The organism is Variovorax sp. GW821-FHT09B05, assembly GCF_059418265.1.
On sequence record NZ_JBWKPN010000010.1, the window covers coordinates 247161 to 272664 of the forward strand.

The following is a 25504-nucleotide window of genomic DNA, read 5'->3' on the forward strand; positions in this document are numbered from 1 at the left end:
CCCGCTTTTTCTCCACCGACGATCGCCATGTCCACTCCTTCGAAGATTCCGACCGTGACCTCCGCCAAGCCCCGCATCGCCGTGCTGCTCGGCGACCCCAGCGGGGTCGGCCCCGAGATGGCGGTCAAGCTGCTCGCGCGCCAGCGCAACCTCGATGCCGCGCGCGTGCTGCTGATCGCCGACCCGGTGGTGCTGGCCGCGGGCGAGCGCATCGCCGGCGCGAAGCTCGATCCGCTCGCGGCCCAGAGCCTCGACACGCTGCGCTTCGAGGACGGCCGGCCCTCGCTGCTGGCCTGCGACTGGATGGACGGTGCCGAGCCGGTGCTCGGCGAATCGAACGAGGCCTCGGGCCGCGCCTCCTTCGAGGCGCTCGAGCTCGCGACCGCGGCCGTGCGCCGCGGCCAGGTCGACGCCATCCTGTTCGCGCCGCTCAACAAGCATTCGCTGCGCCTGGGCGGCCTGGTGCACGAGGACGAGCTGCGCTACATGCAGGCGCGCTTCGCGGTGCCGGGCTTCGTCTGCGAGTTCAACCTCACGGGCGCGCTGTGGACCTCGCGCGTGACCTCGCACATTCCGCTCAAGGACGTGGCGAGCCACATCACGGGCGAAGGCGTGCGCGACGCGGTGAAGATCATCGCCGCGGCACTGCGCCAGTCGGGCGTGGCGCAGCCGCGCATCGCGGTCTCGGGGCTCAACCCGCATGCCGGCGACGGCGGCTCGATCGGCATGGAGGAGATCGAGATCATCGGCCCGGCCATCGAGAAGCTGCGCGCCGAGGGCTACGACGCGCGCGGCCCGTTCTCGCCCGACACGGTGTTCATCGGCGCGCGGCGCGGCGACGTCGACGCGGTGGTCTCGATGTACCACGACCAGGGCCAGATCGCGATGAAGCTCATGGGCTTCGAGCAGGGCGTGACCCTGCACGGCGGCCTGCCCGTGCCGGTGGCCACCTCGGCCAGCGGCAGCGCCTTCGACATCGCGGGCCAGGGCATCGCGCAGATCGAGGGCCTGCAGCAGGCCTTCGACCTGTGCCTGCGCATGGCCAGCGGTGCGCCGGTGCGCGCGGCCGCGACGGCCGAGGCCTGAATCGGCGGCGGCCAGAAAAAAGGGCCGCATGCGCGGCCCTGTCGAATCGTTGTTCTGCGGGTGTCCGTGGTCTTCAGGCGCCTTGCGGCTGGCCGTAGGCGTTGGACTCGGGCTGGCTGGGCTGGACGAAGAAATAGATCAGCACCAGGTTGATCAGCGGAATGATCATCAGCAGCTGGAACCAGCCGCTCTTGCCGATGTCATGCAGGCGGCGCGAGCCCACGGCCAGCACGGGCAGCAGGAAGCCCAGCGCGGCGACCAGGTAGACGATCTGGTGGATGAAGCTGGCGACGATCAGAACGACCACTTCGGCCAATATGAACCACCAGAACTCGGAGCGCGAGGCGCGCCCACTGAAATCCGTGTACTTCTGAAAGCAGGTCTTGACCGCTGTTTGAAAATCCATTTGATCGGCTCCTCTTGAGGTCCCCGGGAAATTTCCCGGGGCCATCATATCGGCGCCTTCTTCAACGGCAATGGCAACGAATGGCGTACTTCGAATGGCCAAGCGCTCACTGCGCGGGCGGGCTCAGCCGCTGCAGCAGGCCCGCGGTCGAGGCATCGAGGCCCGTGACGTCGCCCGAGGCGAGCCGCGGCTCGATGTCCCGCGCGAGCACCTTGCCGAGCTCCACGCCCCACTGATCGAAGCTGTTGATGCCCCACAGCGCGCCGCTGGTGAACACGCGGTGTTCGTACAGCGCGATGAAGGCGCCGAGCGCCTCGGGCGTGAGCTTCTCGAACACGAAGAAGCTGCTGGGCCGGTTGCCCGGGAAGTTCTTGTGCCCGCCCGCGTCGAGCTTGCCCACCATCAGCGCCTGCGCCTGCGCGAGCGCGTTGGCCAGCAGCTTCGGGTGATGGCCCTCGAGGTCGTGCGAGGCATCGCGCACCGCGAGGAATTCCAGCGGGATCACGTCGGTGCCCTGGTGCAGCATCTGGAAGTAGGCATGCTGGCCGTTGGTGCCCGGCTCGCCCCACAGCACGGGCGAGGTGCCCAGGCCCGGCGGCAGCGCGGCACCGGTCGCGTCGACCTGCTTGCCGTTGCTTTCCATCTCGAGCTGCTGCAGATAGGCCGGCAGCCGCTTCAATGCGCTGTGATAGGGCGCGATGCTGCGGCTGGTGAAGCGGTGGAAGTTGCGATACCAGACGTCGAGCAGGCCGAGGCGGATCGGCAGGTTCTGCGCCAGCGGCGCGGTGCGGAAGTGCTCGTCCATCGCATGCGCGCCCGCCAGCAGCCGGCGGAAGCCCTCGGCGCCGATGGCCAGCGCGATCGGCAGGCCGATGGCCGACCACAGCGAATAGCGCCCGCCCACCCAGTCCCAGAAGCCGAAGGTGGTCTCGATGCCGAACTTGTTGGCGGCTTCCACGTTGGTGGTGAGCGCCGCGAAGTGGCCCGCGATGTCGTTGCCGCCCGACTGCTCGTACCAGCGCTTGGCGGACTGCGCGTTGGTCATCGTCTCGGCCGTGGTGAAGGTCTTCGAGGCGATCAGGAACAGCGTGTGCTCGGGCGCGAGGCCCTCGAGCACGCCGTCGAGCTCGTGGCCGTCGACGTTCGAGACGAAGTGGAAGTGCTTGCCCGGCGCCGCGAATTCCGCGAGCGCGAGCACCGCCATCTGCGGGCCGAGGTCGGAGCCGCCGATGCCGATGTTGACCACGTCGGTGATGGTGTGGTCGCCGCGCACCTTCTCGGCGTAGGCGAGCATGGCGTCGAGCGTTTCGTGCACCTCGCGCAATTGCGGCGCGGTCTTGCCGACCTTGGCATCGGCCGGCGCGCGCAGCAGCGTGTGCAGCACCGCGCGGTCTTCGGTGTTGTTGATGTGCTCGCCCGCGAACATCGCGTCGCGGTGCGCCTCGAGGCCGCACTCGCGCGCGAGCGCGAACAGCAGCGCTTCCACGCGCGCATCGATCAGGTTCTTCGACAGGTCGGCGAACAGGTACGGCGCCTCCTGGCTGAAGTGCGCGAAGCGGCCGGCGTCGTCGACGAAGGCATGGCGCAGGTCGAACTGGCGGCCCGCGGTCTCGAAGTACGACTGCAGCTGCGCCCAGGCCGGTGCGCGGTCGCAGCGAAGCGGGGTCGCCATGATCAGCGACCGCTTTCCTGCATCAGCTTCTCGAGCTTGATCGCATCGGCCGCGAAGGCGCGGATGCCCTCGGCGAGCTTCTCGGTGGCCATCGCGTCCTCGTTGAGCGCGAAGCGGAAGCCGGCCTCGTCGTAGGCGACCTTCTCGGCCTTACCCTGGGCGGCGGCCTTGGCATCGAGCGCGTGCTCGAGCGGCTCGTTGCTCGCGGCCAGTTCGGCCAGCAGCTCGGGGCTGATGGTCAGCAGGTCGCAGCCGGCGAGCGCCTGGATCTGGCCCACGTTGCGGAAGCTCGCGCCCATCACCTCGGTCTTGATGCCGTTGGCCTTGTAGTACTCGAAGATCTGGCGCACCGACTTCACGCCCGGGTCGTTGGCGCCGGCGTTGGCGGCCTCGTCCCACTTGGCACCCGCGGACTTCTTGTACCAGTCGTAGATGCGACCGACGAAGGGCGAGATCAGCTGCACGCCGGCCGCGCCGCAAGCCACGGCCTGCGCGAACGAGAACAGCAGCGTGAGGTTGGTGCGGATGCCTTTCTGCTCGAGCTGGCGCGCGGCCTCGATGCCTTCCCAGGTGGAGGCGACCTTGATCAGCAGGCGCTTCTCGGTGTCGATGCCCTCGGCCTTGTAGAGCGCCGTGATGCGCTCGCCGCGCGCCACGGTGGCGGCGGTGTCGAAGGACAGGCGCGCATCGACCTCGGTCGAGACGCGGCCCGGGATGATCGAGAGGATCTCGGTGCCGAAGCGCACCAGCAGGCGGTCGATGACCTCGTCAAGCGGCTTGCCCGCATGCTTCTTCACGCCCTCGTCGAGCAGCGGACGGTACTCGGGCTTCTGCACCGCCTTGAGGATCAGCGACGGATTGGTGGTCGCGTCCTGCGGCTTGGAGGCGCTGAGCTGCTTGAAGTCGCCGGTGTCGGCGACCACGGTGGTCCATTGACGGAGTGCATCGAGTTGGTTCATGGCAATGATTATGTTGCGGTGATGGCGACGGGGCCTGCACGCTGTTGCATGCGGGCCGATGCTTTCATGCGCACCGTAGCACGGCTTGGCACCCTGTTCCATGACGGCGCGAACAACATGCGGCCAGCAGGGTTTCGGCCCCATGCCGCCCTACAGGCGCTGTGGTCCACGGCTGACGGCGCCGGTCCGCGAGCGCGTCTAGGCTGAAGAATCCTTTCCTTCGCGAATCGCCGGATTCGCCGTCCCGACCCCAGGAGCCCCCTACATGCAGCGCAGACTTCCTCCCGCAGCCTCCACCGACCCCGCCTCCTTCGACGACCGCCGCACCAGTGCCGCCATCGGCACGCTGGCCACGGCCTTCGTGATCGGCGGCGCGGCGGCCTGGCTCGCGCTGGATGCCGCGCGCCGCTCGCGCGTCAAGTTGGCCGGCCCGGCCGACGGCGCCCCGCTGATGCGCGCGCCGCTGCAGGTGGTGGCGCCGGTGGACCTGCACCGCTATGCCGGCCTCTGGCACGAACAGGCGCGGCTGCCCAACCGCTTCCAGAAATCCTGCGCCGGCCCGGTCACGGCCAACTACACGCCGCGGCCCGACGGCACGATCGAGGTGCTCAACCGCTGCGAACGCGCCGACGGCAATTTCGAGGAATCGCTGGGCACCGCGCGCGTGGTGCCGGTGGCGGGCCAGCCCGGCGCGGGCCGGCTCGAGGTGCGCTTCGCGCCCTCGTGGCTGGCCTGGCTGCCGGTGGTGTGGGGCGACTACTGGATCCTGAAGCTGGACCGCGACTACCAGGTGGCACTGGTCGGCACGCCGAACCGCGAGTACCTGTGGGTGCTGTCGCGCTCGCCCTGCCTGGACGACGCGACCCTGCAAGCCGAGCTCGACTACGCGGGCAGCCTGGGCTTCGACATCGACAAGGTCGAGCGCACCGGCAGGTAGCGCGAGAGCTGGGTCGCGAGCGTGGCCGGCGCGGTGCAGTGGATCGCGTGCCAGCCGAAGGCGCGCGCGGCTTCCACGTTGGGGGCCGAATCGTCGATGAACACCGTCTGTTCCGCCGCCAGTGCATGGCGCACCGCGAGCAGTTCGTAGATCTCGCGATGGGGCTTCAGGAACTTCACGTCGCCCGAGAACACGCCACCATCGAAACGCCGCATGAAGCCATGGCGCGCCATGATCGCGCGCGCATAGGGCGCGGGCATGTTCGAGAGGTAGTAGAGCTTCAGCGGCTCGCCGGCCTCGCGGCGCTCGAACAGATCCTCGAGCAGCGCCACCGTGACATCGATCGGCGCCAGCCGTTCGCCGAGTCCGTCGAGCATGGCCAGCAGGCGGTCGGCCGGCAGCGAGAGCCGCGCCGCCATGCGCGCGACGGATTCCTCGAGCGTGCGGGTGCCGCAGTCGAAGCTGGTCCAGTCGTCATGATGGAAAAGCGCGCGGCCCAGGGCCGCGGCGGCGGATTCAGTGGGCGCATGCTCCGCCAGATGGGCCTGGACCAGCCGTGTGGGCTCCCAGGTGAAGAGCACGGCGCCAAGATCGAAAACCACGTTCATGGCGCCATTGTTCCATGCGCGCGCTACACCACGCTGACGCCGTGCGTCCCCAGGGAGAGCCGGGTCTGCGCGCCCGCGGCCAGCGGGTTCGACAGGTCGGTCGAGACCACGAAGACCGCGCCCAGCGGCGTGTCGAAGCCGTACTCGTAGAAGCTGCCGAGGTAGGCCACTTTCCGCAGTGTGGCCGGCAGGCCGGTGTCGGCCGTCGAGGCCTCGCCGATGCGCCAGGCCTCGGGCCGCACCGCCACCTTGACCGCGCCCGGCGCCACCGCATGGCGCGGCCGCAGCCGCAGCGGCCCGAGCGTGACGTCGCCATCGGCGCCGGCCACGCCCGGGAACACCATCGCCTCGCCCATGAAGCCCGCGACGAACTCGCTCTCGGGCCGGCCGTAGAGCTGCTCGGGCGTGCCGCGCTGGGCGATCACGCCGTGGTCCATCACGATGATCTGGTCGCTCACGGCCAGCGCCTCGCTCTGGTCGTGCGTGACGTAGGCCACCGTGAGCTTGAGCCGCTGCTGCAGCGAGCGGATCTCCTCGCGCATCTCGCGCCGCAGCCGCGCGTCGAGGTTCGACAGCGGCTCGTCGAACAGCAGCACCGCGGGCTCGAGCACCAGCGCGCGCGCCAGCGCCACGCGCTGCTGCTGGCCGCCCGAGAGCTCGCTCGGCAGCCGCTGGTCGAAGCCCACCAGGCCCACGCCGCGCAGTGCCTCGCGCGCACGCGCCGTGGCCTCGTCCTTCTTCACGCCGCTCATGCGCAGGCCGTAGCCCACGTTGCCGATCACGTCCATGTGCGGGAACAGCGCATAGCTCTGGAACATCATGCTGACGTTGCGCTCGGCCGGCCCGAGCGTGGTGACGTCGCGCCCGCCCATGAAGATCGCGCCCGAGGTCGGCGACTCGAGCCCCGCGATCATGCGCAGGGTGGTGGTCTTGCCGCAGCCCGAGGGGCCGAGGATGGTGGTCAGCGTGCCCTCGGGCACCTCGAAGCTGATGCCCTTGACCGCCAGCGGCGCGCTGCGGTCGGCGCCATAGCGCTTGGTGACGTCGCGAAACTCGATGCCCGTGTTCATGCCAGCTCCTCCATCTTGTGATGCCCCTGGTGCCCGGGCGCCGTGCCGCGCCGTCCCAGCCTGCGTTCGCCCACCACCCATTGCACCAGCGCGATCGCGAGCGACATCAGGATCATCAGCACCGTGCAGTAGGCCAGCGCGATGCCGTAGTCGCCGTTGCCGACGCGGCCGATGATGTAGGTGGTGGCCAGTTCGTTCTCGGCCGTGACCAGGAAGATCACCGCGCTCACGGTCGTCATCGCGCGCACGAAGCTGTAGACCAGCGCCGCCACCAGCGCCGGCTTGAGCAGCGGCAGCACCACCTTGAACAGCGTCTGCGAGGTCGAGGCGCGCAGCATCAGCGAGGCCTCGTCGAGCGAGCGGTCGAGCTGCTTGAAGGCCGCGGTGCCCGCGCGCACGCCCACCGGCAGGTTGCGGAACATGAAGCACAGCACGATGATGAGCCCGGTGCCCGTGAGCTCGAACGGCGGCACGTTGAAGGCCAGGATGTAGCTCACGCCGAGCACCGTGCCCGGGATCGCGAAGGCCAGCAGCGCGCCGAACTCGAAGGCGCCCTGCCCCTTGAACTCGTTGCGCGCCAGCAGCCACGCGATCAGCAGGCCCAGCGCCGCGGTGATCGGCGCCGAGATGCCCGCGAGCTTGAGCGTGGTGAGCAGCGAGTTCCACGCGGTGCCGGCCCACACCAGCCCGAACTGGCCCCACTCGAGCGCGAACGCGGTCTTGAAATGCTGCAAGGTGAAGCTGTAGTCGCGCCCCCAGGTCTGCACGAAGCCGCCCGCGAAGGCGAACAGGTAGACCACGGCCGTGAAGGCGATCCACGGCAGCGCGATGCAGTGGATGGTGCGGCGCACGCCGTCGGGCAACGCCATCGGGATGCCGGCGTCGCCCTTGCCGCTGACGGTGGTGTAGTTCTGCCTGCCGAGCAGTCCGCGCTGCAGCGCGAACACGCCGAGCGCGAACAGGGTGAGCACCCAGGCCAGCGAGGCCGCGCGGCCCTGGTCGTACTGCGCGCCGACGATGGCGAAGAAGATGTCGGTCGACAGCACCGAGAACTGGCCGCCCACCACCACCGGGTTGCCGAAGTCGGCGATGCTCTCGATGAAGCCCACCAGGAAGGCATTGGCCAGCCCGGGCTTGAGCAGCGGCAGCGTGATGGTGAAGAAGGCGCGGCGCCGGTCGGCGCGCAGCATCTGCGCGGCCTCCTCGAGGCTGGGCGCGATGCCCTGCACCACGCCGCGCATGATCATGAAGGCGATCGGCGTGAAGGCGAACAGCTGCGCCACCAGCACGCCGGGCATGCCGTAGAACCAGCGCGTGGGCTCGATGCCGAACAGGTTCTCGAGCACTTGGTTGACTATGCCCGCGCGGCCGAACAGCAGGATCAGGCCGAGGCCCACCACGAAGGGCGGTGTGATGATCGGCAGCAGCGCCAGCACCCGCAGCGCGCCCTGCCCGCGCCGGCTGCCGCGCTCGGCCATCAGCGCCATCAGCGTGCCGAGGAAGGTGGTGCCCGCGGCCGTCAGCAGCGCCAGCACCAGCGTGTTCCAGGCCACGCCGCAGCGCACCCCGCCCGCGAGGCAGCCCAGGCCCCAGATGCGTTCGGTGAAGACGCGCGCGAGGAAGGCGGCGATCGACACGCGGCCGTCCTCGTCGAGGAAGGCACCCGACAGCGCGCGGCTCACGGGGTAGGCAATGAACAGCGCCATCAGCACGCCGCAGCCGAGCACCGAGGCGGCCACGAACAGGTCGCCCTTGAAGCGGCCGAGCCGCGCGATGCCAAAGGCCGCGAGCAGCACCAGCGCACAGAGCGCCACGAAGCCGCCGGCGCCGATGCCGAACTGGTTGACCCCGAGCTCGCCGAAGCGCGCCTCGAGCGCCGCGAAGGCCCAGCCGCGCGCGCCGATCGCGAAGCCCGCGAGCGCGAGCCCGAGGGCACCGCCCGCGCCGCCGGCCAGCAGCCAGCGGCCCTGCGCGCGGCCCGGCGGCAGCCAGGCGCCGACGGCGCAGACCAGCAGGCCCGCCAACCCGACGAACAGCCAGACGCGCCCCTGCGTGGCGGCCTGCATCAGGCCATTGGCGCCCTCGGCGTTGCCGAAGACCTGCGGAACGGCCTCGTACCAGGTCGCATCCTGGATCGCATACCAGGGCAGCAGCAGGTAGGCCGCGAGGCCCAGCAAGACCCAGGCGCGGATCCAGCGCTGGGTGCGCCGTGCCGCGGCCTCCGACGCCGGATTGCGCGGGACCGCCGCGCGGGGCAAGGCCCCGATGGAACGCGCTTCCACTTAACGCGGCAGCGAGTTGACGTCCTTCTCCCAGCGCGCGATCAGGCGGCGGCGCTCGGCGCTGGCACCGTACTTGGCGTAGTCGTAGTCGATGAACTTGATCTTCTTGAAGTCGGGGATGCGCGGATCGAGCTTGGCGGCGGCATTGCTCGGCAGCTGGAACTGCTTGTTGGCGGCGCCGAGCTCCTGCGCGGCCGGCGTGAGCGCCCATTCGTAGAACTTCTTGGCCGCTTCGAGGTTGCGCGCGCCCTTGATGATGCTCATGGAGCCGATCTCGGCACCGGTGCCGTCGCTCGGCGTGATGGTCTCGACCGGGAAGCCCTGCATCTTCTCGCCCGGGCCGTCGTGCACGAAGCTGATCGACACCGCGGTCTCGCCGCGCGCCACGGCCTTGATCGGGCCGGTGCCCGAGCGCGTGTACTGGCCGACGTTCCTGTGCAGCGCCTTGAGGTAGTCGAAGGCCTTGTCCTCGCCCATGAGCTGCACCAGCGTGGCGATCATGGTGTAGGCCGTGCCGCTCGAGGCGGGGTTGGCCACCTGGATGTCGCCCTTGTACTCGGGCTTGAGCAGGTCGGCCCAGGTCCTGGGCACGGGCAGCTTCTTCTTGGCCAGCAGCTCGGGGTTGTAGCCGAAGCCCAGCGGGCCCGAGTAGATGCCCACGGTCCTGTAGCCCGACTGCTTCGCCTGCTGCTGGGCCCAGCCATGCAGCTGCGACAGCGAGGGCGACTTGTACTCGAGCGTCAGGCCCTGCTCGGCCGCCTGCAGGTGCGGGTCGCCGGTGCCGCCGAACCAGACGTCGGTCTTGGGGTTGTCCTTCTCGGCGATGAGCTGGGCCAGCGCCTCGCCCGAGCCCTTGAGCGCCATGTTGATGCGGGTGCCGGTGGTGCGCGCATACACGGTCGAGATCACGCTGCACCACTCGGCCTGCACCGAGCAGATCACGTTGACCGTGCCCTGGGCCGATGCCATGGCCGATCCACCCAGCAGCGCTGCCGCAACAAAAAGCTTCTTCATGGAGTTCTCCGCTTCGTTCAATAAAAAAAGGCCTCCCGGCCATGGGTTCAGCGTAGCTTTAGTACAAGTGCGAGGAATTGGTACAAGTACCATCGCGATTGGCGGGCCGGCACATTGCCTGCTCGCCCCAGACCCAAGGAAAGTGTTCCCCATGAGCTTCGATCTCGTTCTGTTCGGCGGCACCGGCGATCTCGCATGGCGCAAGCTGATGCCCGCTCTGTTCCAGGCCTTCCGGCACGGGAGCCTGCCGAAGGACGGGCGCATCGTCGGCGTGGCGCGGGACAACCTGTCGGACGACCAGTACCGCGAGCTGATCCAGTCGCGCTTCAATGCCGTCGAAGGTGCCAAGCGACCCTCGCCCGAGGAGTTCGAGAAGTTCGCCTCGATGCTGCACTACCTGCGCATGGACCTGTCGAAGCCCGACGACTATGCGCGCCTGTCCGACCTGCTCAAGCAGCGCGATGCCGACACGGTCGTGATGTATGTCGCCACCGCGCCGGGCCTGTTCACGCAGGTGGTCGAGCAGATCGCGGCCGCCGGCCTCAACGGCGCGCGCACCCGCATCGTGCTCGAGAAGCCGCTGGGCCACGACCTGGCCTCCAACCGCGCGATCAACGCCGCGGTGGGCAAGGTGCTCGAGGAGAAGCAGGTCTTCCGCATCGACCACTACCTCGGCAAGCCCTCGGTGCAGAACCTGTTCGCGATGCGCTTCGGCAACGCGCTGTTCGAGCCCATCTGGCGCCGCGAGCACATCGCCAACATCCAGATCACCATCGCCGAAGACCTGGGGGTGGAAAAGCGCGGCGCCTTCTACGACCAGACCGGCGCACTGCGCGACATGGTGCAGAACCATGCACTGCAGCTGCTGTGCGCCATCGGCATGGAACCGCCGATCAACTCGCATGCCGACGCGATCCGCGACGAGAAGTTGAAGGTGCTGCGCGCCCTCAAGCCCTGGACGCCCGAGACGCTGGGCCTGCACACGGTGCGCGGCCAGTACACGGCCGGCACGGCCTACGGCGAGCGCGTGCCGGGCTACCGCGACGAACCCGGCGTCGACCGCGAGAGCCGCACCGAGACCTTCGTCGCGCTGCGCACCGAGATCGCCAACTGGCGCTGGGCCGGCGTGCCCTTCTACATCCGCACCGGCAAGCGGCTGGCCTCGCGCGACGCGCGCATCGAGGTCAACTTCCGCCCCACGCCGCACGCGATCTTCCGCGCACCGTCCGGCAGCGCGAACAAGTTCGTGATCAACCTGCAGCCCAAGGACGGGCTCGAGCTGCACATGCTCGCGCAGGCGCAGGACAACCGCCGCAGCAACGGCCGCCAGGACAGCGCGCCGCAGCTCGCGCCGGTGCAGCTCGACCTCGACTTCGACAAGCGCTTCGGCTCCGAGCGCGTGGGTGCCTACGAACGGCTGCTGCTCGACGTGATCGACGGCCGGCTCAACCTGTTCGTGCGCAGCGACGAGCAGGAAGAGGCATGGCGCTGGGTCGAGCCGCTGATCGACAGCTGGGCCAGCGACGGCGGACCGCGCCCCTATGCGGCCGGCACCTGGGGCCCGAGCGCATCGAGCGCGATGATCGCGCGCGACGGGTTCTCGTGGGGCGAGGAGCAGTAGCTCAGCCGAACTGCACGCAGCGCATGCCGAGCGTGCCCGACTGGAAGCCTTCGTAGACCGTCTTCGCGCGCTCGCCCGCTCCCGCGGCGCCGAGCGCATAGAGAAACGGAAAGTAGTGATCGGGCATGGCCACCGCGGTCGACGCGCCCGCGAGCCGCTCGTAGCCGATCAGCGCGCGATCGTCGCGCCCGGCCAGCGCGGCCTTCACCGCATCGTCGAAGGACTGGGCCCAGGGCCGGCTCGCCGCCAGGCCGTCGGGCGTGCCGCGGTCGGTGGCGCGCAGGTTGTGCACCACGTTGCCGCTGCCCATCACCAGCACGCCCTTGTCGCGCAGCGCGGCGAGATCCCGCCCCACCGCGTAGTGGAAGGCCGCGGGCTTGTCGTAGTCGATGCTGAGCTGGAACACCGGCACGTCGGCCTTCGGATAGAGATGCCGCAGCACGGTCCAGGTGCCGTGGTCCAGGCCCCATTGCTCGGTGGCGACCACCGGTGACTGCTTCACCGCCGCGGCCGCCTCGCGTGCGAGCGCGGGATGACCGGGTGCCGGATAGTCGATGTCGTGCAGCGCCTGCGGAAAGCCGCCGAAGTCGTGGATGGTCCGGGGCCGGGCCTGCACGCCGACGCCGGTCGCGCCGCTGCTGAGCCAGTGCGCCGAGACGCTGAGGATGGCCGTGGGCCGCGGCAGTTCGCGGCCCCAGGCGGCGAGCCGGCGCGTGAAGCCGTTGTCGGCCAGCGCATTCATCGGCGAGCCGTGGCCGATGAAGATCACCGGCATGCGACGCGCGGGCGCCTCGCCGGCGGCCGACGCCGACTGCGAGATCGAGGCCAGCGCGCCCAGCACGGCGGTCGCGCCGAGCGCCGAGCCCATGAGGAAACCGCGGCGGCCGAGCGCGCTCAGCGCGCCGGCGTCGGAAGGAAGAGAGGTCATCGGAAGGGGCATGGCGCGGTGCAAAAGAGGCCGCGCCACTGTGCCGCGATGCGGCGCGCCGGGCTGTGCCTTTGCGCACATCTTCGTGCGCCCGACCCGATCTTCAGATCCGCCCTTCCTCCGCCGCATGGCAGGCCACCTGCACGCCGCGGATGCTCTGGAGCTTCGGCCGCTCGGCCGAGCAGCGCGCATTCGCGTGCGGGCAGCGCGGATGGAAGGCGCAGCCCGCGGGCGGATTGAGCGGGTTCGGCACCTCGCCCTGCACCGGCGTGCGCGCGCGCCCCGTGTGCTTCATCTGCGGAATCGCGTCGAGCAGCATGCGCGTGTACGGATGCTGCGGCGTCGCGAACAGCTTCTGCTTGTCCGCCACCTCCACCAGCCGCCCCAGGTACATCACGCCCACCTGGTCGGCCACGTGGCGCACCACCGCGAGGTTGTGCGAGATGAACAGGTAGGTCAGGCCCTGCTCGCGCTGCAGGTCCTTCATGATGTTGAGCACCTGCGCCTGCACGCTCACGTCGAGCGCCGAGGTGGGCTCGTCGCAGACCAGGAACTCGGGCTGCGTGGCCAGCGCGCGCGCGATCGAGATGCGCTGGCGCTGGCCGCCCGAGAACTGGTGCGGGTACTTGCTCATGTCCAGCGGCGACAGGCCCACCGACTGCAGCAGCTGGCCCACGCGCTCGCGCAACTGGGCCTTGTCGCTGAGGATGCCGTGCTCGCGCAGCGGCTCGCCGATGATGTCCTCGACGATCCAGCGCGGGTTGAGGCTCGCGTAGGGGTCCTGGAAGATCATCTGGATGCGGCGGCGCAGCTTGCGGCCCTCGGCGGTCTTGAAGGCCGCGTGCGCGTCCTGGCCGTCGAACTGCAACCCGCCGCGCGTGGGCGCGTACAGGCCCACGAGCAGGCGCGCGACCGTGCTCTTGCCGCAGCCCGATTCGCCGACCAGCGCGAGCGTCTTGCCGCGCTCGATCGAGAAGCTCACGCCGTCCACCGCATGCAGCAGCACGCGCGGCTTGCGCTCGAGCACGCGGTTGAGCCAGGGCGGCGAGACGTCGAAGGTGCGCGCGAGGTCGTGGGCCACCACGAGCGGCTCGCCGCCGGTGGCCTTGCCGGGTTCGATCACGGCGCTCATCGCGTCACCTCCACGATCGGTTCGGCCGCCTCGGGCGTGGCGCGTTCGCCGGCCGCGAGCGCGTCGTGATGCTTCGCCGCGATCTCGGCCTGGCCGGTGTGCGGATCGGTCGCGTCGTGCAGCCAGCAGGCGGCACGCGTGGCGCCCGCGTGCATCAGCTCGGGCCGCTCCTCGAGGCAGCGCGCGAAGGTGCGCGGGCAGCGCGGGTTGTAGGCGCAGCCCTTGGGGATGGCATTGAGCCGCGGCATCGCACCGTCGATCTGGTTCAGGCGCTCGCGGTCGCTCGCCATGTCGGGAATGGAAGCCATCAGGCCCGCGGTGTAGGGATGCGCCGCCTGGTGGATGACCTCGTGCACCGGGCCGATCTCGGCGATGCGGCCCGCATACATCACGGCCACGCGGTCGCAGGTCTCGGCGATCACGCCCATGTCGTGCGTGATCAGCATCACGGCCGCGCCGCGGTCCTTGCAGATGCGCTTGAGCAACTGGATGATCTGCGCCTGGATCGACACGTCGAGCGCGGTGGTCGGCTCGTCGGCCACGATCAGCTTGGGCTCGGCCGCGAGCGCGAGCGCGATCACCACGCGCTGGCGCATGCCGCCCGAGAACTGGTGCGGGAAGTGGTCGATGCGCTGCTCGGCGGCGGGAATGCCGGTGTCCTGCAGCAGGCCGATGGCGCGCTTGCGCGCTTCCGATTCGGTCACCGGCAGGTGGGTGCGGATGGTCTCGATGAGCTGCCGGCCTACCGTGTAGAGCGGGTTCAGCGAGGTCAGCGGGTCCTGGAAGATCGCGCCGATCTTGCGGCCGCGGATCGGCCGCATGGCATCGAAGCCGAGGTTGTCGATGCGCTGGCCCTCGAGCAGGATCTGGCCGCCGGCCACGCGGCCCGGCGGCTCGAGCAGGCCGATGATCGAGGCGCCCGTGAGCGACTTGCCGGCACCCGATTCGCCGACCACGCCGAGGATCTCGCCGGGCGCGATGTCGAAGGAGATGTCGTCGAGCGCGCGCAGCGTGCCGCGGCGGTTCGGAAATTCGACGACGAGGTTCTTGACCTGAAGCAGTGTCATGGCGTGTCTCCCGCTTCTTCAGCGCAGCCGCGGGTTGAGCGCATCGCGCAGCCAGTCGCCCAGCAGGTTCACGCTGAGCGCGATCAGCACCAGCATCGCGCCGGGGAACACGGTGATCCACCATTCGCCCGAGAACAGGTACTGGTTGCCGATGCTGATGAGCGTGCCCAGCGAGGGCGAGGTCGGCGGCACGCCGACGCCGAGGAAGGACAGCGTGGCCTCGGTGATGATCGCGGTCGCGACCTGGATCGTGGCCAGCACCATCACCGGCCCGAGCACGTTGGGCAGCACGTGGCGCAGCATGATGCGGATCGGCGCGACGCCGGTGACGCGCGCGGCCTGCACGTACTCCTTGCTGCGCTCCACCAGCGTGGAGCCGCGCACGGTGCGCGCGTACTGCACCCAGCCGGTCAGCGAGATGGAGATGATGAGCACGCCGAAGGCCAGCGAATCGTTGGCATGCGGGAACAGCGCGCGGCCCACGCCGGCGATCAGCAGCGCGACCAGGATCGGCGGGAACGACAGCATCACGTCGCACAGGCGCATGAGGAAGGTGTCGAGCCAGCCGCCGAAGAAGCCGGCCAAGAGGCCCAGCACGACGCCGACGAAGACCGACAGCACCACCGACACCACGCCGACGATCAGCGAGATGCGCGCGCCGTAGATCACGGCCGAGAGGATGTCGCGGCCCTGGTCGTCGGTGCCCAGGAGGTACTTGGCCGATCCGTCGGTGGTCCAGGCCGGCGGCAGGCGCGCATCGCCGAGTTCGAGCGATGCGAGATCGAAGGGGTTGTGCGGCGACACCCAGCCGGCGAAGGCCGCGCAGAACAGGCAGGTCAGCGCGATCAGCGCCGCGACGATCGCCACCGGCGAGGTGCGGAAGCTGTAGCCGACATCGCTGTCGAACCAGCGGGCTATGGTTTTTTTCATCGTGGAAGCAAAAGGAATGGGCCCGCAAGAAGCGGGCCCATGGTCAGGCCGCAAGAGCAGCGAAGGGCCCCATCAGGGCTTGACGCTCATCCACTTGAAATACATGAAGTTGTCGGCCAGCTGCACCAGCTCGACCTTCTTGCTCACGCCCCAGGCCAGCGACTGCTGGTGCAGCGGCAGCGTGCCGACGTCGTCCGCGTGGATCTTGAAGGCTTCCTTGATCAGCTCGTTGCGCTTGGCCTTGTCGCTCTCGGACTGGATCTTCTTCGTGACCTCGTCGAGCTTGGGATTGCAGTAGGCGCCCAGGTTGAACTGGCCCGTGCCCTTGTCGTCGGGGCAGGAGGTCAGCGAGCTCAGTGCGTTGTGCGAGTCGTAGGTGGTCGGGGTCCAGCCCAGCATGTAGAAGCTGGTGTCGCGGCGCAGGATCTTCGGGAAGTAGGTGCCCTTGGTCTCGGCCACGAGGTTGATCTTGACGCCGATCTTCGCGAGATTGGCGGCCACGCTCTGGCAGATCTGGCCGTCGTTGACGTAGCGGTCGTTCGGGCAGTTGAGCGAGACCTCGAAGCCGTTCGGATAGCCGGCTTCGGTCAGCAGCTTCTTGGCGGCTTCGACGTCGAAGGGCAGGCGCTTGTCCTGCTCGGCGGTCCAGCCGTTGATGCCGGGGCCGACCAGCAGGCCCGTGGGCCGCGAGGCGCCGCGCATCACGGTGCGCTGGATGCCGGCGATGTCGATGGCCTGGTAGAAGGCCTGGCGAACGCGCTTGTCCTTGAACGGGTTCTTGCCCTTGATGTTCGAGTACTGCAGCTCGTCGCGCTTCTGGTCCATGCCCAGGAAGATGGTGCGCAGCTCGGGGCCGGTGATCACGCGCGCGTTGGGCGCGGCATTGATGCGCGCGATGTCCTGCACGGGCACCGGCTCCATCACGTCGACCTCGCCCGAGACCAGAGCCGCCACGCGGGTGGCGGGGTTGGCGATCGGCGTGAAGACGATCTCCTGCGCGTTGCCTTCGATCTTGCCCCAGTAGGTGCCGTTGCGCGTGAACACGGTACGCACGTTCGGCTGGCGTTCGCGCACGCGGAACGGGCCGGTGCCGTTGGCCTTGAACGAGGCCGTGTTCTCGATGCCCTTGCGGCGGTCGACCGGCTTGGTGGCCTGGTTCTCCTCGCACCACTTCTTGCTCATGATCATCGTCAGCGAGATCACGTCGGGCAGGATCGGGAACGGGCCGTTGGTCTCGATCTCGACGGCGAGCTCGCCGACCTTGCGCACGGCCTTGATCTCGCTGAGCGTGGCCTTCATGTCGGAGCCGTCGCCCTGCGCGCGCGCGAAGCTGAACACCACGTCGTCGGCGGTGAACGGCGTGCCGTCGTGGAACACCACGCCCTTGCGCAGCTCGAAGCGCCAGACGTCGGGCGAGGTCTGTTTCCAGCTGGTGGCCAGAAGCGGCGCGAGGCTCAGGTCCTTGTTGCGGCCCACGAGGGTTTCGTAGACGTTCGCCGTCACGCTGAGCTGCAGCGATTCGTTGAGCGAGTGCGGATCGAGCGACAGCGCGTCGCCCTGGTTGGCGATGCGGATGGTCTGCGCGCCGGCGACCATGCTGACGGCGCCCAGGGCGCACACGACCGCGGCCGCGGCCACATTTCTTCTGAGACTCATGGAAAACACTCCTCGGGTTGGGATCAAAACAATCAAGGCGCCGCGGTGGCGGCAGCTCTCTCGGGCTGCCCGCCGCGGGTCGCGGCGAGCGGCATGCCCTGCTCGATCAGTCCGGCGTGCAACGCGGCGCCGAGCGGCAGGATCTCATCGTTGAAGTCGTAGCGGCTGTTGTGCAGGAAGGCACCGCGGCGCGCGTCCTGGCCGATGCGCAGGTAGGCGCCGGCCTTCTTCTGCAGCATGAAGGAGAAGTCCTCGGCGCCCATGCTGGGCTCCATGTTGCGGTCGACGTTGGAGGCGCCGACCAGCGACTCGGCCACGTCGGCCGCGAACATGGCCTCGGGCGTGGTGTTGATGGTGGCCGGGTAGATGCGCTCGTACTTGATGCTGGCGGTGGCACCGAAGCCCGCGGCGATCGAAGTGCACAGCTCGCCCAGGCGCTGCTCGACCTGCGCCTGCACGCGCGCGCTGAAGGTGCGCACGGTGCCGACCAGCGTGGCCTCGCCGGGCACCACGCTCATCGCGCCGAGGTCGCCGGCCTGCATCGCGCAGATGCTGACGACGGCGGCGTCGATCGGCCGCACGTTGCGCGACACGATGGTCTGGGCGGCCGTGATGATGTGGGCGGCGGCGATCACCGGATCGACCGTGAGGTAGGCATGCGCGCCATGGCCGCCCTTGCCCTTGATCTCGATCGTGATGCGGTCGGCCGCGGCCATCATCGCGCCGCGGTTGATGCCGACGGTGCCGGCCGGCATCGCGGGCCAGTTGTGCATGGCATAGACCGACTGCACCGGGAAGCGGTCGAACAGGCCGTCCTCGATCATCACGCGCGCGCCGGCATAGCCTTCCTCGCCGGGCTGGAAGATCAGCACCGCGGTGCCGTCGAAGTTGCGCGTTTCGGCCAGGTAGCGTGCCGCGCCCACGAGCATGGCCGTGTGGCCGTCGTGGCCGCAGCCGTGCATCAGGCCCTCGGTGGCGGAGCGCCAGCCGAAGTCGTTGTCCTCGCGCATCGGCAGCGCATCCATGTCGGCGCGCAGGCCGATCATGCGGCCGCTGGCGGTGGAGCGGCCGCGGATCACGCCGACCAAGCCGGTCTTGCCGATGCCCTCGTGGATCTCGTCGACGCCGCAGGCACGCAGCGCCTCGCGCACGCGGCCCGAGGTGTAGACCTCCTCGAAGCCCAGTTCGGGATGCGCATGCAGGTCGCGCCGGAAGGCCTCGATCTCGGGATAGAAGCTCGCGATGTGGGCGAAGGCGCGGCCGTTGGCCTGCAGGCGCGCGGCGGGTGCGGGAGGCGGCGCGGGTGCGGGTCGCGTTGCGCTCGTCTTCGAGGTGGCGCTCATGTCAGTGTCCTCCCGCCTTGCCGATGCGCAGCCGCGGATCGACCACGAAATACAGCAGGTCCACGATGAGGTTGATGGTGACGAAGATCAGCGCGATCAGGCACAGGTAAGCTGCCATCACGGGGATGTCGGCGAAGGTCACGGCCTGGATGAACAGCAGGCCCATGCCGGGCCACTGGAACACCGACTCGGTGATGATCGCGAAGGCGATGAGGCCGCCGAGCTGCAGACCGGTGATGGTCATCACGGGCACCAGCGTGTTCTTGAGCGCGTGGCCGAAATGGATGGCCCGGTTCGACAGGCCACGTGCGCGCGCGAACTTGATGTAGTCGGTGCGCAGCACCTCGAGCATCTCGGCGCGCACCAGCCGCATGATCAGCGTGAGCTGGAAGATCGCGAGCGTGATCGCCGGCAGCACGATGTGCATCCAGCCGTCGGACTTGAGCAGGCCGGTGGACCACCAGCCGAGCTGCACGGTGTCGCCGCGGCCGAAGCTCGGGAACCAGCCCAGCGTGACGGCGAAGACCAGGATCAGCAGGATGCCGATCAGGAAGGTGGGCAGCGACACGCCGAGCAGCGAGACGGTCATGAAGACCTGGCTCATGAAGGTGCCGCGGCGCAGCGCGGTGTACACGCCCATCGGGATGCCGACCAGCAGCGCGAGCAGCGCGGCGACCAGGGCCAGTTCGAGCGTGGCCGGGAAGCGTTCGCCGATCAGGCGCGAGACCTTGGCGCCCTGGCGCAGGCTCAGGCCGAATTCGCCCTGCGCGGCATTCACCAGGAAATGCCAGAACTGCACAAAGAAGGGACGGTCGAGCCCCAGCGCGGAGCGCATTTCGCGGATCTGCTCGGGCCGGGCGTCCTGGCCCAGCAGGAACACGACCGGGTCACCCACGTATTGGAAGAGAAGGAAGGCAATGAACGCGACCGCGACCATCACGATCACGGCCTGGATCAGGCGGCGCAGTACGAAGGCAATCATTCAGTTCTGAAAAAGAGCAGGCATGCTAGCAGTGCAAACTGCGTGCCCGCACGGGGGTTCCCCCGGGGTGCACGCGCTTGGTGCGTGTGCTCTTTCGAGAGCGGCGCGAGGGTAACTCGACGGGCCCGATGCCGATGGAAAGCCCATGAAAAAAAGCCGCTCGACTTGCGTCGAGCGGCTTCTTGATCTTTCGATTCGAAGCTGGCTTGCGCCAGCGTCAAATTAGAAAGCGTGACGGATACCGAAGTCGTAGCCGGTAGCGCTCTTCGGAGCGTACGTTTGGCCAGCGATCGTGCCGTAGCCAGGCGAGCCACCGGTGGTGATGCCCAGGATGCTGTTGTTCTGGCCGTTCTTGATGCTGATGCGCGACAGCGTAGCGTACAGAGCCGTACGCTTCGACAGGTTGTGCACGTAGCCGACAGCGAACTGGCTGGCGCGAGCGTTGCCGTCGTTGTAGAAGTTGAACGGAACCAGAGCGTCGTCAGGCTTGAACTTGACTTGCGAGTACGAAGCGCGGATCAGGCCAGGACCGACGGGAACCGTCGCGCCGATCAGGGCGCCGGTGTACTTGTCCGACAGGCCTTGGGTGTAGATGAACGGCAGGCCCAGCAGCGTCAGCGACTGGTTGCGGTCATACGAATCCTTGACTTGCGAGATTTCGCCGAACAGCTTGACCGGACCGAAGTCGTACGAAGCGCCCAGGTTGAAGGTCTTGATCTGGTCCTTCGAGTAGCCCGAAGCCAGGCCAGGCAGCGGAGCGCCGTCCTTGGTGTCGACGCCGTAGGCGGCAGCGACGTCCAGGGGACCGTTGGCGTAGCCGAAGCGACCACCGACGTAACGACCGCGCTTGCTCGGGCTGTTCAGCAGCTCGTCCGACTTGACGTTCTCATGCAGAGCGTACTGGAACTGGCCGTAGAAACCGCCCAGGTTCGGAGGCAGGAAGTAGGCGATGGCGTTGCTGGTACGGACATAGCTGTCCGACGGAGCTGCACCGTTCGGTGCGCCACCGTGAGCCGAAGCCAGGTTGCCGTTCACGCGGAAGATCGCGCTGGAGCCCACGCCGTTGGTGCCGAAGGGGTCGAACACGGTGTCGTTCCAGAACGTGGCGGTGTAGTCACGACCCAGACGAATTTCACCGAAACCACCCGACAGGCTCACGGTCGAGCGGCGAGCGAAGTTGGAGATACCACCCTTGCCGTCGTCGTTCGTGATCGGGGCTTCGAGCCAGAAGCTGGCTGCCAGGCCACCACCGAGGTCTTCCGTACCACGGAAGCCGATGCGGCTGGAGTTGTAGCCCGAGTTCGACAGGGCGGTCTGGCTGCGCTTCAGCGAGCCGGGAACGCCGAACGGGGGGATCGCGAACGGGTTGGCGACGATCAGATTGCTCTTGGTCGAATAGCCGCTGACTGCAGCGTCAACCACGCCGAACAGCGTCACGGACGATTGAGCCGAGGCAACACCGGCAACAGCCAGGGCAGCCAGAGCAACTAGAGATTTTTTCATTGCAAGTTTCTCCAAGGTTAAACATAGGGCTCCGGCGCGAAGGGCTCACCGTGACTGGCACTTCTGTGCTCCCACCGGACCCCGGGCCAACCTCCTTTTGGGAAGTTGTCGCTATTGCACCAGAGCCGCTGCGGCAGGGCAAAACAATTCAGCCGAAATCTCCTACCCCCGCCGCGTTTCGTTGCAGTGATGCAACAGAGGGCTTAGGGTCTTTTGATCTCACGATATGAAACAAACTTGCCGAGATCGGTGCTTTGGCAAGTTGCGTTCCAATCCCTTCATGACGACTTCGCTCGACCCCCTGCTGACCGCCGCCGATTCCGCGCTCCGGACGCTCTTTGCCCGTCCGCATGCCACCCGCGCCACCCCCGTCCCGAGCCAGGCCCCGGGGGAATTGAGCGACGTGGAGCGACGGGAAGCTGGTGCGCTGATGCGCGTCAACCATGTCGGGGAAGTCTGCGCGCAGGCGCTCTATACGGCGCAGGCGGCCGTGGCGCGCGACCCCGTGCTGCGCGCGCAGTTGCTCGAGGCGGCACACGAGGAAACGGACCACCTGGCCTGGACGCGCGAGCGCCTGGACGCGCTCGGCGCGCGGCCTTCGGTACTCAATCCGCTCTGGTACGCGGGTGCCTTCGGCCTGGGACTGGTCGCCGGACGGCTCGGCGACCCGCTGAGCCTGGGCTTCGTGGCGGAAACCGAGCGCCAGGTCGAAGCACACCTCGAAAGTCACCTGGACCGGCTGCCGGCAGCGGACAGCGCCTCGCGCGCCGTGGTCGAACAGATGAAGGCCGACGAGGCCCGGCATGCCGAGAATGCCGTGGCGGCGGGTGCCGCGGAGCTGCCGCCGCCCGCGAAGGCCCTGATGCGCGTCGCCTCACGGGTGATGACGACCGTGGCGCACCGGATCTGACCCCGGGAAGGATCAGGCTTCGATCAGGTCGAAGCTGGTCGTGATCTCGGCGGTCTTGGCCAGCATGATGCTGGCGGAGCAGTAGGTCTCGTGGCTGAGAGCGATCGCTCGCTCCACCGCCGAGGCCGGAATTCCCTTGCCGGCCACCGTGAAGTGCATATGGATCTTGGTGAACACCTTGGGATCCTTCTCGGCCCGCTCGCTGGTCAGCTTGACGCTGCAGCGCTCGACCTGGTGGCGGCCGCGCTTGAGGATCAGCACCACGTCGTAGGCCGTGCAGCCGCCGGTGCCGGCCAGCACCGTTTCCATGGGGCGCGCCGCCAGGTTCTGGCCGCCGTTCTCGGGTTTCGCCGCGTCGGGCGCACCGTCCATCATCAGGACGTGGCCGCTGCCCGTCTCGGCCACGAATCCCATGGACGAGCGCGCACCCGCATTGCCGGTCCAACTTACAGTGCATTCCATCTTTTTCTGAACTCCGGTTCCGGATGTCTGGCAAAAATCACACCCGACATCGTTATCTGTGTGGGAAAAGCATCACTCGCTTGTTGCATCGCAACAAACAACCGATATACTTTATTTCATTGCGCACCCCGGTGCGTGCAAGTTGTCTCCTCCACCCTTCCAATTGGTGGATTTAGCCCCGAGCCGCAAGGCTTGGGGCTTTTTTCTTGGCGGCTCCCCCACTCTAGTCATCCGAGGCGCGGGCCACTCTAGCCAACCGCCTCGAAGGGCAGCTGCTCTGGCTGCCCTGGCTGTTGCCGGTGTTGCCTCGGCCCAGTCTTCCGTCACGTTGTTCGGTGTGGTCGATGCCGCAGTCAGCAACTATTCGACGAAGAGCACCTACTACAGCCCGCTCGCGAACCCCTTCCTCGTGGCACCCGTCGGTGTGAAGCAAAGCCAGACCGCGCTCTCGCGTTCGGGCTACAACTCCAGTCGCCTGGGCTTCCGCGGCACCGAAGACCTCGGCGGCGGCCTGGCTGCCAGCTTCTGGCTCGAAGCGCCCATCAGCAACGACGACGGCTCCAAGGGCGTCGCCGACTTCAGCCGCCGCTCGACCGTGAGCCTGTCGGGTGGCTTCGGTGAAGTCCGCCTGGGTCGCGACTACACCTCGACGTTCTGGAACGACACCGTGTTCGATCCGTTCGGCACCAATGGCGTCGGCACCAACCTCATCGCCACAATCAACAGCAACCTGTCGACCTCGTCCGGCCCCGGCTCTGCCGTGGACAAGACCGACAACTACTACCGCGCCAGCAACAGCATCGGCTACTTCCTGCCCCCGAACCTGGGCGGCTTCTACGGCCAGGTCCAGTACGCGCTGCACGAGAACGTGAAGTCGAGCGGCCTGCCCGAAAGCCCGTCGACCAAGGGTCGCTACGTCGGTGGTCGCTTCGGCTACGCCAACGGCCCGATCGACGTGGCTGCCGCCTACGGGCAGAGCACCGCGGCCGACAGCGTGACCCTCAGCAACCTGTCGCTCATCACCGGCTCGCAGGATCGCAAGATCAGCACCTTCAACCTCGGCGCTTCGTACGACTTCGGTCCGGTCAAGCTCTTCGGCGAGATGTCCCGCGTGAAGGACAAGAACGAAACGGGCGCGAGCTCGAGCTTCGTGAATCCCCTCACGCTGCAGTCGGTCCCCTACTTCGCCACCACCTCGCAGAGCGACAAGTACAACGGCTACCTGCTGGGCGTGACGGTGCCGGTCGGCCCGGGCCTGATTCGCGCTTCGTACTCGACCGTCAAGTTCAAGAACGGCGCACCGCTCAGCGTCACGGAAGCGCTCTTCGGCGGCAACCGCGATGCCTCGGCGAACAAGCTCGCGATCGGCTACGTGCACAACCTGTCGAAGCGCACGGCGCTGTACGCCACGGTGGCTCGCATCCGCATCAAGGACGGCCAGAACAACCCCGGCGTGATGGGCGCAACCGCGGGCGGTTCCCCGGCTTACCTGGATGCCACCAAGAACATCGGCTGGGCTCCGCGCACGGCCACTGGCTACGACATCGGCATCCGCCACGCGTTCTAAGCTGACCTGAAAGAAGCCGATTCCGATGCTGGCTCTCGCCAGATCGAATCCTTCTCATGCCAAGCCGCCCGGTTCGCGCCGGGCGGCTTTTTGGTCGTATGTGCCGAGCGTTCCATCGACGCTCTTCCTTTTCCCGAACCCGCCCTTCCCGCGCCTGCGGCACCGGCCTCGAGCCTCGAGGACCGGCGCGTTCATTGCATCCCTCTTACACCGTTCGCCCCCGCCTGCTTTGCAGCAGCCCCACATTCATCTCCCCATTGAGCACCGACGCATAGAAGCGCTCGACCATGTTGACGCTCGTTCGCGCATTGCGCGCCAGGGTCAGCATGTCGATGCCCTGGCCATACAGCAAACGCAACGTTATGGCGGTATGGCGCAGGCAGTAGAGCGTGCGATCCTGCCCCAGCGGCCCTTTCTCGATGCCCTCGACCTCGAGCACCCAGTGAAAGAGGAAGTTGAGCACCGCGAGCGCGTGCTCGCGGTTCTTGAGCTGCGGCAGGAAGATGTAGTCGTCCGCGCCATCGAAGCCGTGCCGCGCACGATGGGCAACCAGCCGTTCGTAGACGCGCACCGCGGGCTGCAGGCTCACGATGGGCTGGCTGTGGCGCTTCGTCTCCGGCAGGTTCATGCGCAGGTAGACATGCTTCGCGCGCACGACCTCGATGTGCTTGTGCTTCATGAGCTTGATGTCGCTCGGCCGCACGAAGGTGTTGACCATCCAGCGGATCAGCCACGGCATCTCGTCGGGCATCACCAGCAGTTCGCGCGCGATCCAGAAGCGCTCGCCCGGCGCGAGTGCATCGAGCACGGGATGCGACCGTCCACGCAGCCTGCGCGCCGCGGCGATCAGCGCGCGGTACTCGGCCACGCTGAAGCTGCCGCGCGGCCGGCTGCGCACCTTCACCTTCGGAAACAGCGGCGCTTCGCGCAGCACGCCGATGTGCACGCCATGCATCACGACCTTGCGCAGCAGCACGAGGTACTGCGCGATCGTCGTGCTCGTGAAGCCCTCGTCGCCGAGCCGATCGATGAGCCGCTGCGCATCGCGCGTGGTGAAGGCCTGCGCGGGCAAGTCCCCCAGCAATGGAAGGACATGCGCGCGCAATCTGTTGCCCATCACCTGCCAGGTGGGCCGTCCGATCTCCCCACGTTGAACGCGCGCCGCCTCGGCGTGCATCAACTTTTCGGAAAGATCACTGACAGAAATTGATAACAGATTCTGTCCGTCTTTGAACTTTTCGGCGGCCGGTTGGACTGCGGGATAGGTGCGTCCAAAAAAACCGGAATCATTGGCGGCAGGCGCGTTGGGAAAGAGAGTTATGACATTTGTGTCCATGTCGTCTCCCGTATGCAATCCCGATGCCTCTTA

General features: G+C 67.9%; 22 protein-coding genes. 5 read left to right on the forward strand and 17 right to left on the reverse strand.

Features of this window, described 5'->3' with window-relative positions; translation table 11 throughout:
- The first annotated feature begins 27 nt into the window (after positions 1–27).
- Positions 28–1086, forward strand: coding sequence for a 4-hydroxythreonine-4-phosphate dehydrogenase PdxA (locus AC07RM_RS25535; protein WP_495336344.1), 1059 nt, complete (start codon positions 28–30; stop codon positions 1084–1086).
- A gap of 73 nt (positions 1087–1159) precedes the next feature.
- Here AC07RM_RS25535 and AC07RM_RS25540 read toward each other — a convergent pair whose 3' ends face one another.
- The 3 genes from AC07RM_RS25540 to tal form a co-directional block, all read right to left on the reverse strand.
- Positions 1160–1492 (reverse strand): DUF805 domain-containing protein, encoded by a 333-nt coding sequence (locus tag AC07RM_RS25540; protein WP_093352153.1) that lies wholly within the window; start codon positions 1490–1492, stop codon positions 1160–1162.
- A 106-nt stretch (positions 1493–1598) separates the two neighbouring features.
- Positions 1599–3164 carry a glucose-6-phosphate isomerase gene (pgi, locus tag AC07RM_RS25545; RefSeq protein ID WP_495336345.1) on the reverse strand — a complete coding sequence of 522 codons (1566 nt, stop codon included), beginning with the start codon at positions 3162–3164 and terminating at the stop codon, positions 1599–1601.
- Between the two features lie 2 nt (positions 3165–3166).
- A complete protein-coding gene (gene tal / locus AC07RM_RS25550) occupies positions 3167–4123 on the reverse strand; it encodes a transaldolase (RefSeq protein ID WP_093352159.1) in 957 nt (318 codons plus the stop codon).
- A 265-nt stretch (positions 4124–4388) separates the two neighbouring features.
- Between tal and AC07RM_RS25555 the strand changes: the two genes are divergently transcribed.
- Positions 4389–5060, forward strand: coding sequence for a lipocalin family protein (locus AC07RM_RS25555; RefSeq protein ID WP_495336346.1), 672 nt, complete (start codon positions 4389–4391; stop codon positions 5058–5060).
- Here AC07RM_RS25555 and AC07RM_RS25560 read toward each other — a convergent pair.
- The 4 genes from AC07RM_RS25560 to AC07RM_RS25575 are packed head-to-tail and all read right to left on the reverse strand — an operon-like array spanning position 5006 to position 10034.
- On the reverse strand, positions 5006–5668 hold the full coding sequence (locus AC07RM_RS25560; protein ID WP_495336347.1) for an HAD family hydrolase: 663 nt from the start codon (positions 5666–5668) through the stop codon (positions 5006–5008). The two genes, AC07RM_RS25555 and AC07RM_RS25560, sit on opposite strands and share 55 nt — an antisense overlap.
- 23 nt (positions 5669–5691) lie before the next feature.
- Positions 5692–6738 (reverse strand): ABC transporter ATP-binding protein, encoded by a 1047-nt coding sequence (locus AC07RM_RS25565; RefSeq protein ID WP_495336348.1) that lies wholly within the window; start codon positions 6736–6738, stop codon positions 5692–5694.
- A complete protein-coding gene (locus tag AC07RM_RS25570) occupies positions 6735–9020 on the reverse strand; it encodes an ABC transporter permease (protein WP_495336349.1) in 2286 nt (761 codons plus the stop codon). The genes AC07RM_RS25565 and AC07RM_RS25570 overlap by 4 nt, the downstream gene beginning before the upstream one ends.
- Complete coding sequence (locus tag AC07RM_RS25575) at positions 9021–10034, reverse strand: ABC transporter substrate-binding protein (protein WP_495336350.1); 1014 nt, start codon at positions 10032–10034, stop codon at positions 9021–9023. It abuts the gene before it with no gap.
- A 151-nt stretch (positions 10035–10185) separates the two neighbouring features.
- On the opposite strand from AC07RM_RS25575, the gene zwf reads away from it, so the two are divergent.
- Complete coding sequence (gene zwf / locus AC07RM_RS25580) at positions 10186–11655, forward strand: glucose-6-phosphate dehydrogenase (protein WP_296783216.1); 1470 nt, start codon at positions 10186–10188, stop codon at positions 11653–11655.
- Between the two features lies 1 nt (position 11656).
- Here zwf and ygiD read toward each other — a convergent pair whose 3' ends face one another.
- From ygiD to AC07RM_RS25620, 8 genes are all read right to left on the reverse strand, one after another.
- Entirely contained in the window at positions 11657–12583 is a 927-nt protein-coding gene (ygiD, locus tag AC07RM_RS25585; protein WP_495336351.1) for a 4,5-DOPA-extradiol-dioxygenase, read from the reverse strand.
- A 103-nt stretch (positions 12584–12686) separates the two neighbouring features.
- Positions 12687–13715, reverse strand: coding sequence for an ABC transporter ATP-binding protein (locus tag AC07RM_RS25590; RefSeq protein WP_281077226.1), 1029 nt, complete (start codon positions 13713–13715; stop codon positions 12687–12689).
- Positions 13712–14782 carry an ABC transporter ATP-binding protein gene (locus AC07RM_RS25595; protein ID WP_093355490.1) on the reverse strand — a complete coding sequence of 357 codons (1071 nt, stop codon included), beginning with the start codon at positions 14780–14782 and terminating at the stop codon, positions 13712–13714. The genes AC07RM_RS25590 and AC07RM_RS25595 overlap by 4 nt, the downstream gene beginning before the upstream one ends.
- Positions 14783–14800: 18 nt before the next feature.
- Positions 14801–15712 (reverse strand): ABC transporter permease, encoded by a 912-nt coding sequence (locus AC07RM_RS25600; RefSeq protein ID WP_093355487.1) that lies wholly within the window; start codon positions 15710–15712, stop codon positions 14801–14803.
- A 72-nt stretch (positions 15713–15784) separates the two neighbouring features.
- A complete protein-coding gene (locus AC07RM_RS25605) occupies positions 15785–17368 on the reverse strand; it encodes an ABC transporter substrate-binding protein (protein ID WP_093355484.1) in 1584 nt (527 codons plus the stop codon).
- Between the two features lie 32 nt (positions 17369–17400).
- Positions 17401–18711, reverse strand: a complete 1311-nt coding sequence (locus tag AC07RM_RS25610; RefSeq protein WP_256223084.1) for a M20 aminoacylase family protein — start codon at positions 18709–18711, stop codon at positions 17401–17403.
- Position 18712: 1 nt separating this feature from the next.
- Positions 18713–19693 carry an ABC transporter permease gene (locus tag AC07RM_RS25615; RefSeq protein WP_093355481.1) on the reverse strand — a complete coding sequence of 327 codons (981 nt, stop codon included), beginning with the start codon at positions 19691–19693 and terminating at the stop codon, positions 18713–18715.
- A 222-nt stretch (positions 19694–19915) separates the two neighbouring features.
- Positions 19916–21196, reverse strand: coding sequence for a porin (locus AC07RM_RS25620; RefSeq protein ID WP_495336352.1), 1281 nt, complete (start codon positions 21194–21196; stop codon positions 19916–19918).
- A gap of 280 nt (positions 21197–21476) precedes the next feature.
- Here AC07RM_RS25620 and coq7 point away from each other — a divergent pair, with 280 nt between their 5' ends.
- Positions 21477–22106, forward strand: coding sequence for a 2-polyprenyl-3-methyl-6-methoxy-1,4-benzoquinone monooxygenase (gene coq7, locus AC07RM_RS25625; RefSeq protein WP_495336353.1), 630 nt, complete (start codon positions 21477–21479; stop codon positions 22104–22106).
- Between the two features lie 12 nt (positions 22107–22118).
- On the opposite strand, the gene AC07RM_RS25630 is transcribed toward coq7, so the two are convergent.
- A complete protein-coding gene (locus AC07RM_RS25630) occupies positions 22119–22568 on the reverse strand; it encodes an OsmC family protein (RefSeq protein ID WP_057594099.1) in 450 nt (149 codons plus the stop codon).
- Positions 22569–22797: 229 nt separating this feature from the next.
- Here AC07RM_RS25630 and AC07RM_RS25635 point away from each other — a divergent pair, with 229 nt between their 5' ends.
- Entirely contained in the window at positions 22798–24135 is a 1338-nt protein-coding gene (locus AC07RM_RS25635) for a porin (protein ID WP_495336402.1), read from the forward strand.
- Positions 24136–24340: 205 nt separating this feature from the next.
- On the opposite strand, the gene AC07RM_RS25640 is transcribed toward AC07RM_RS25635, so the two are convergent.
- A complete protein-coding gene (locus tag AC07RM_RS25640) occupies positions 24341–25471 on the reverse strand; it encodes a site-specific integrase (protein WP_495336354.1) in 1131 nt (376 codons plus the stop codon).
- Positions 25472–25504 lie beyond the last annotated feature (33 nt).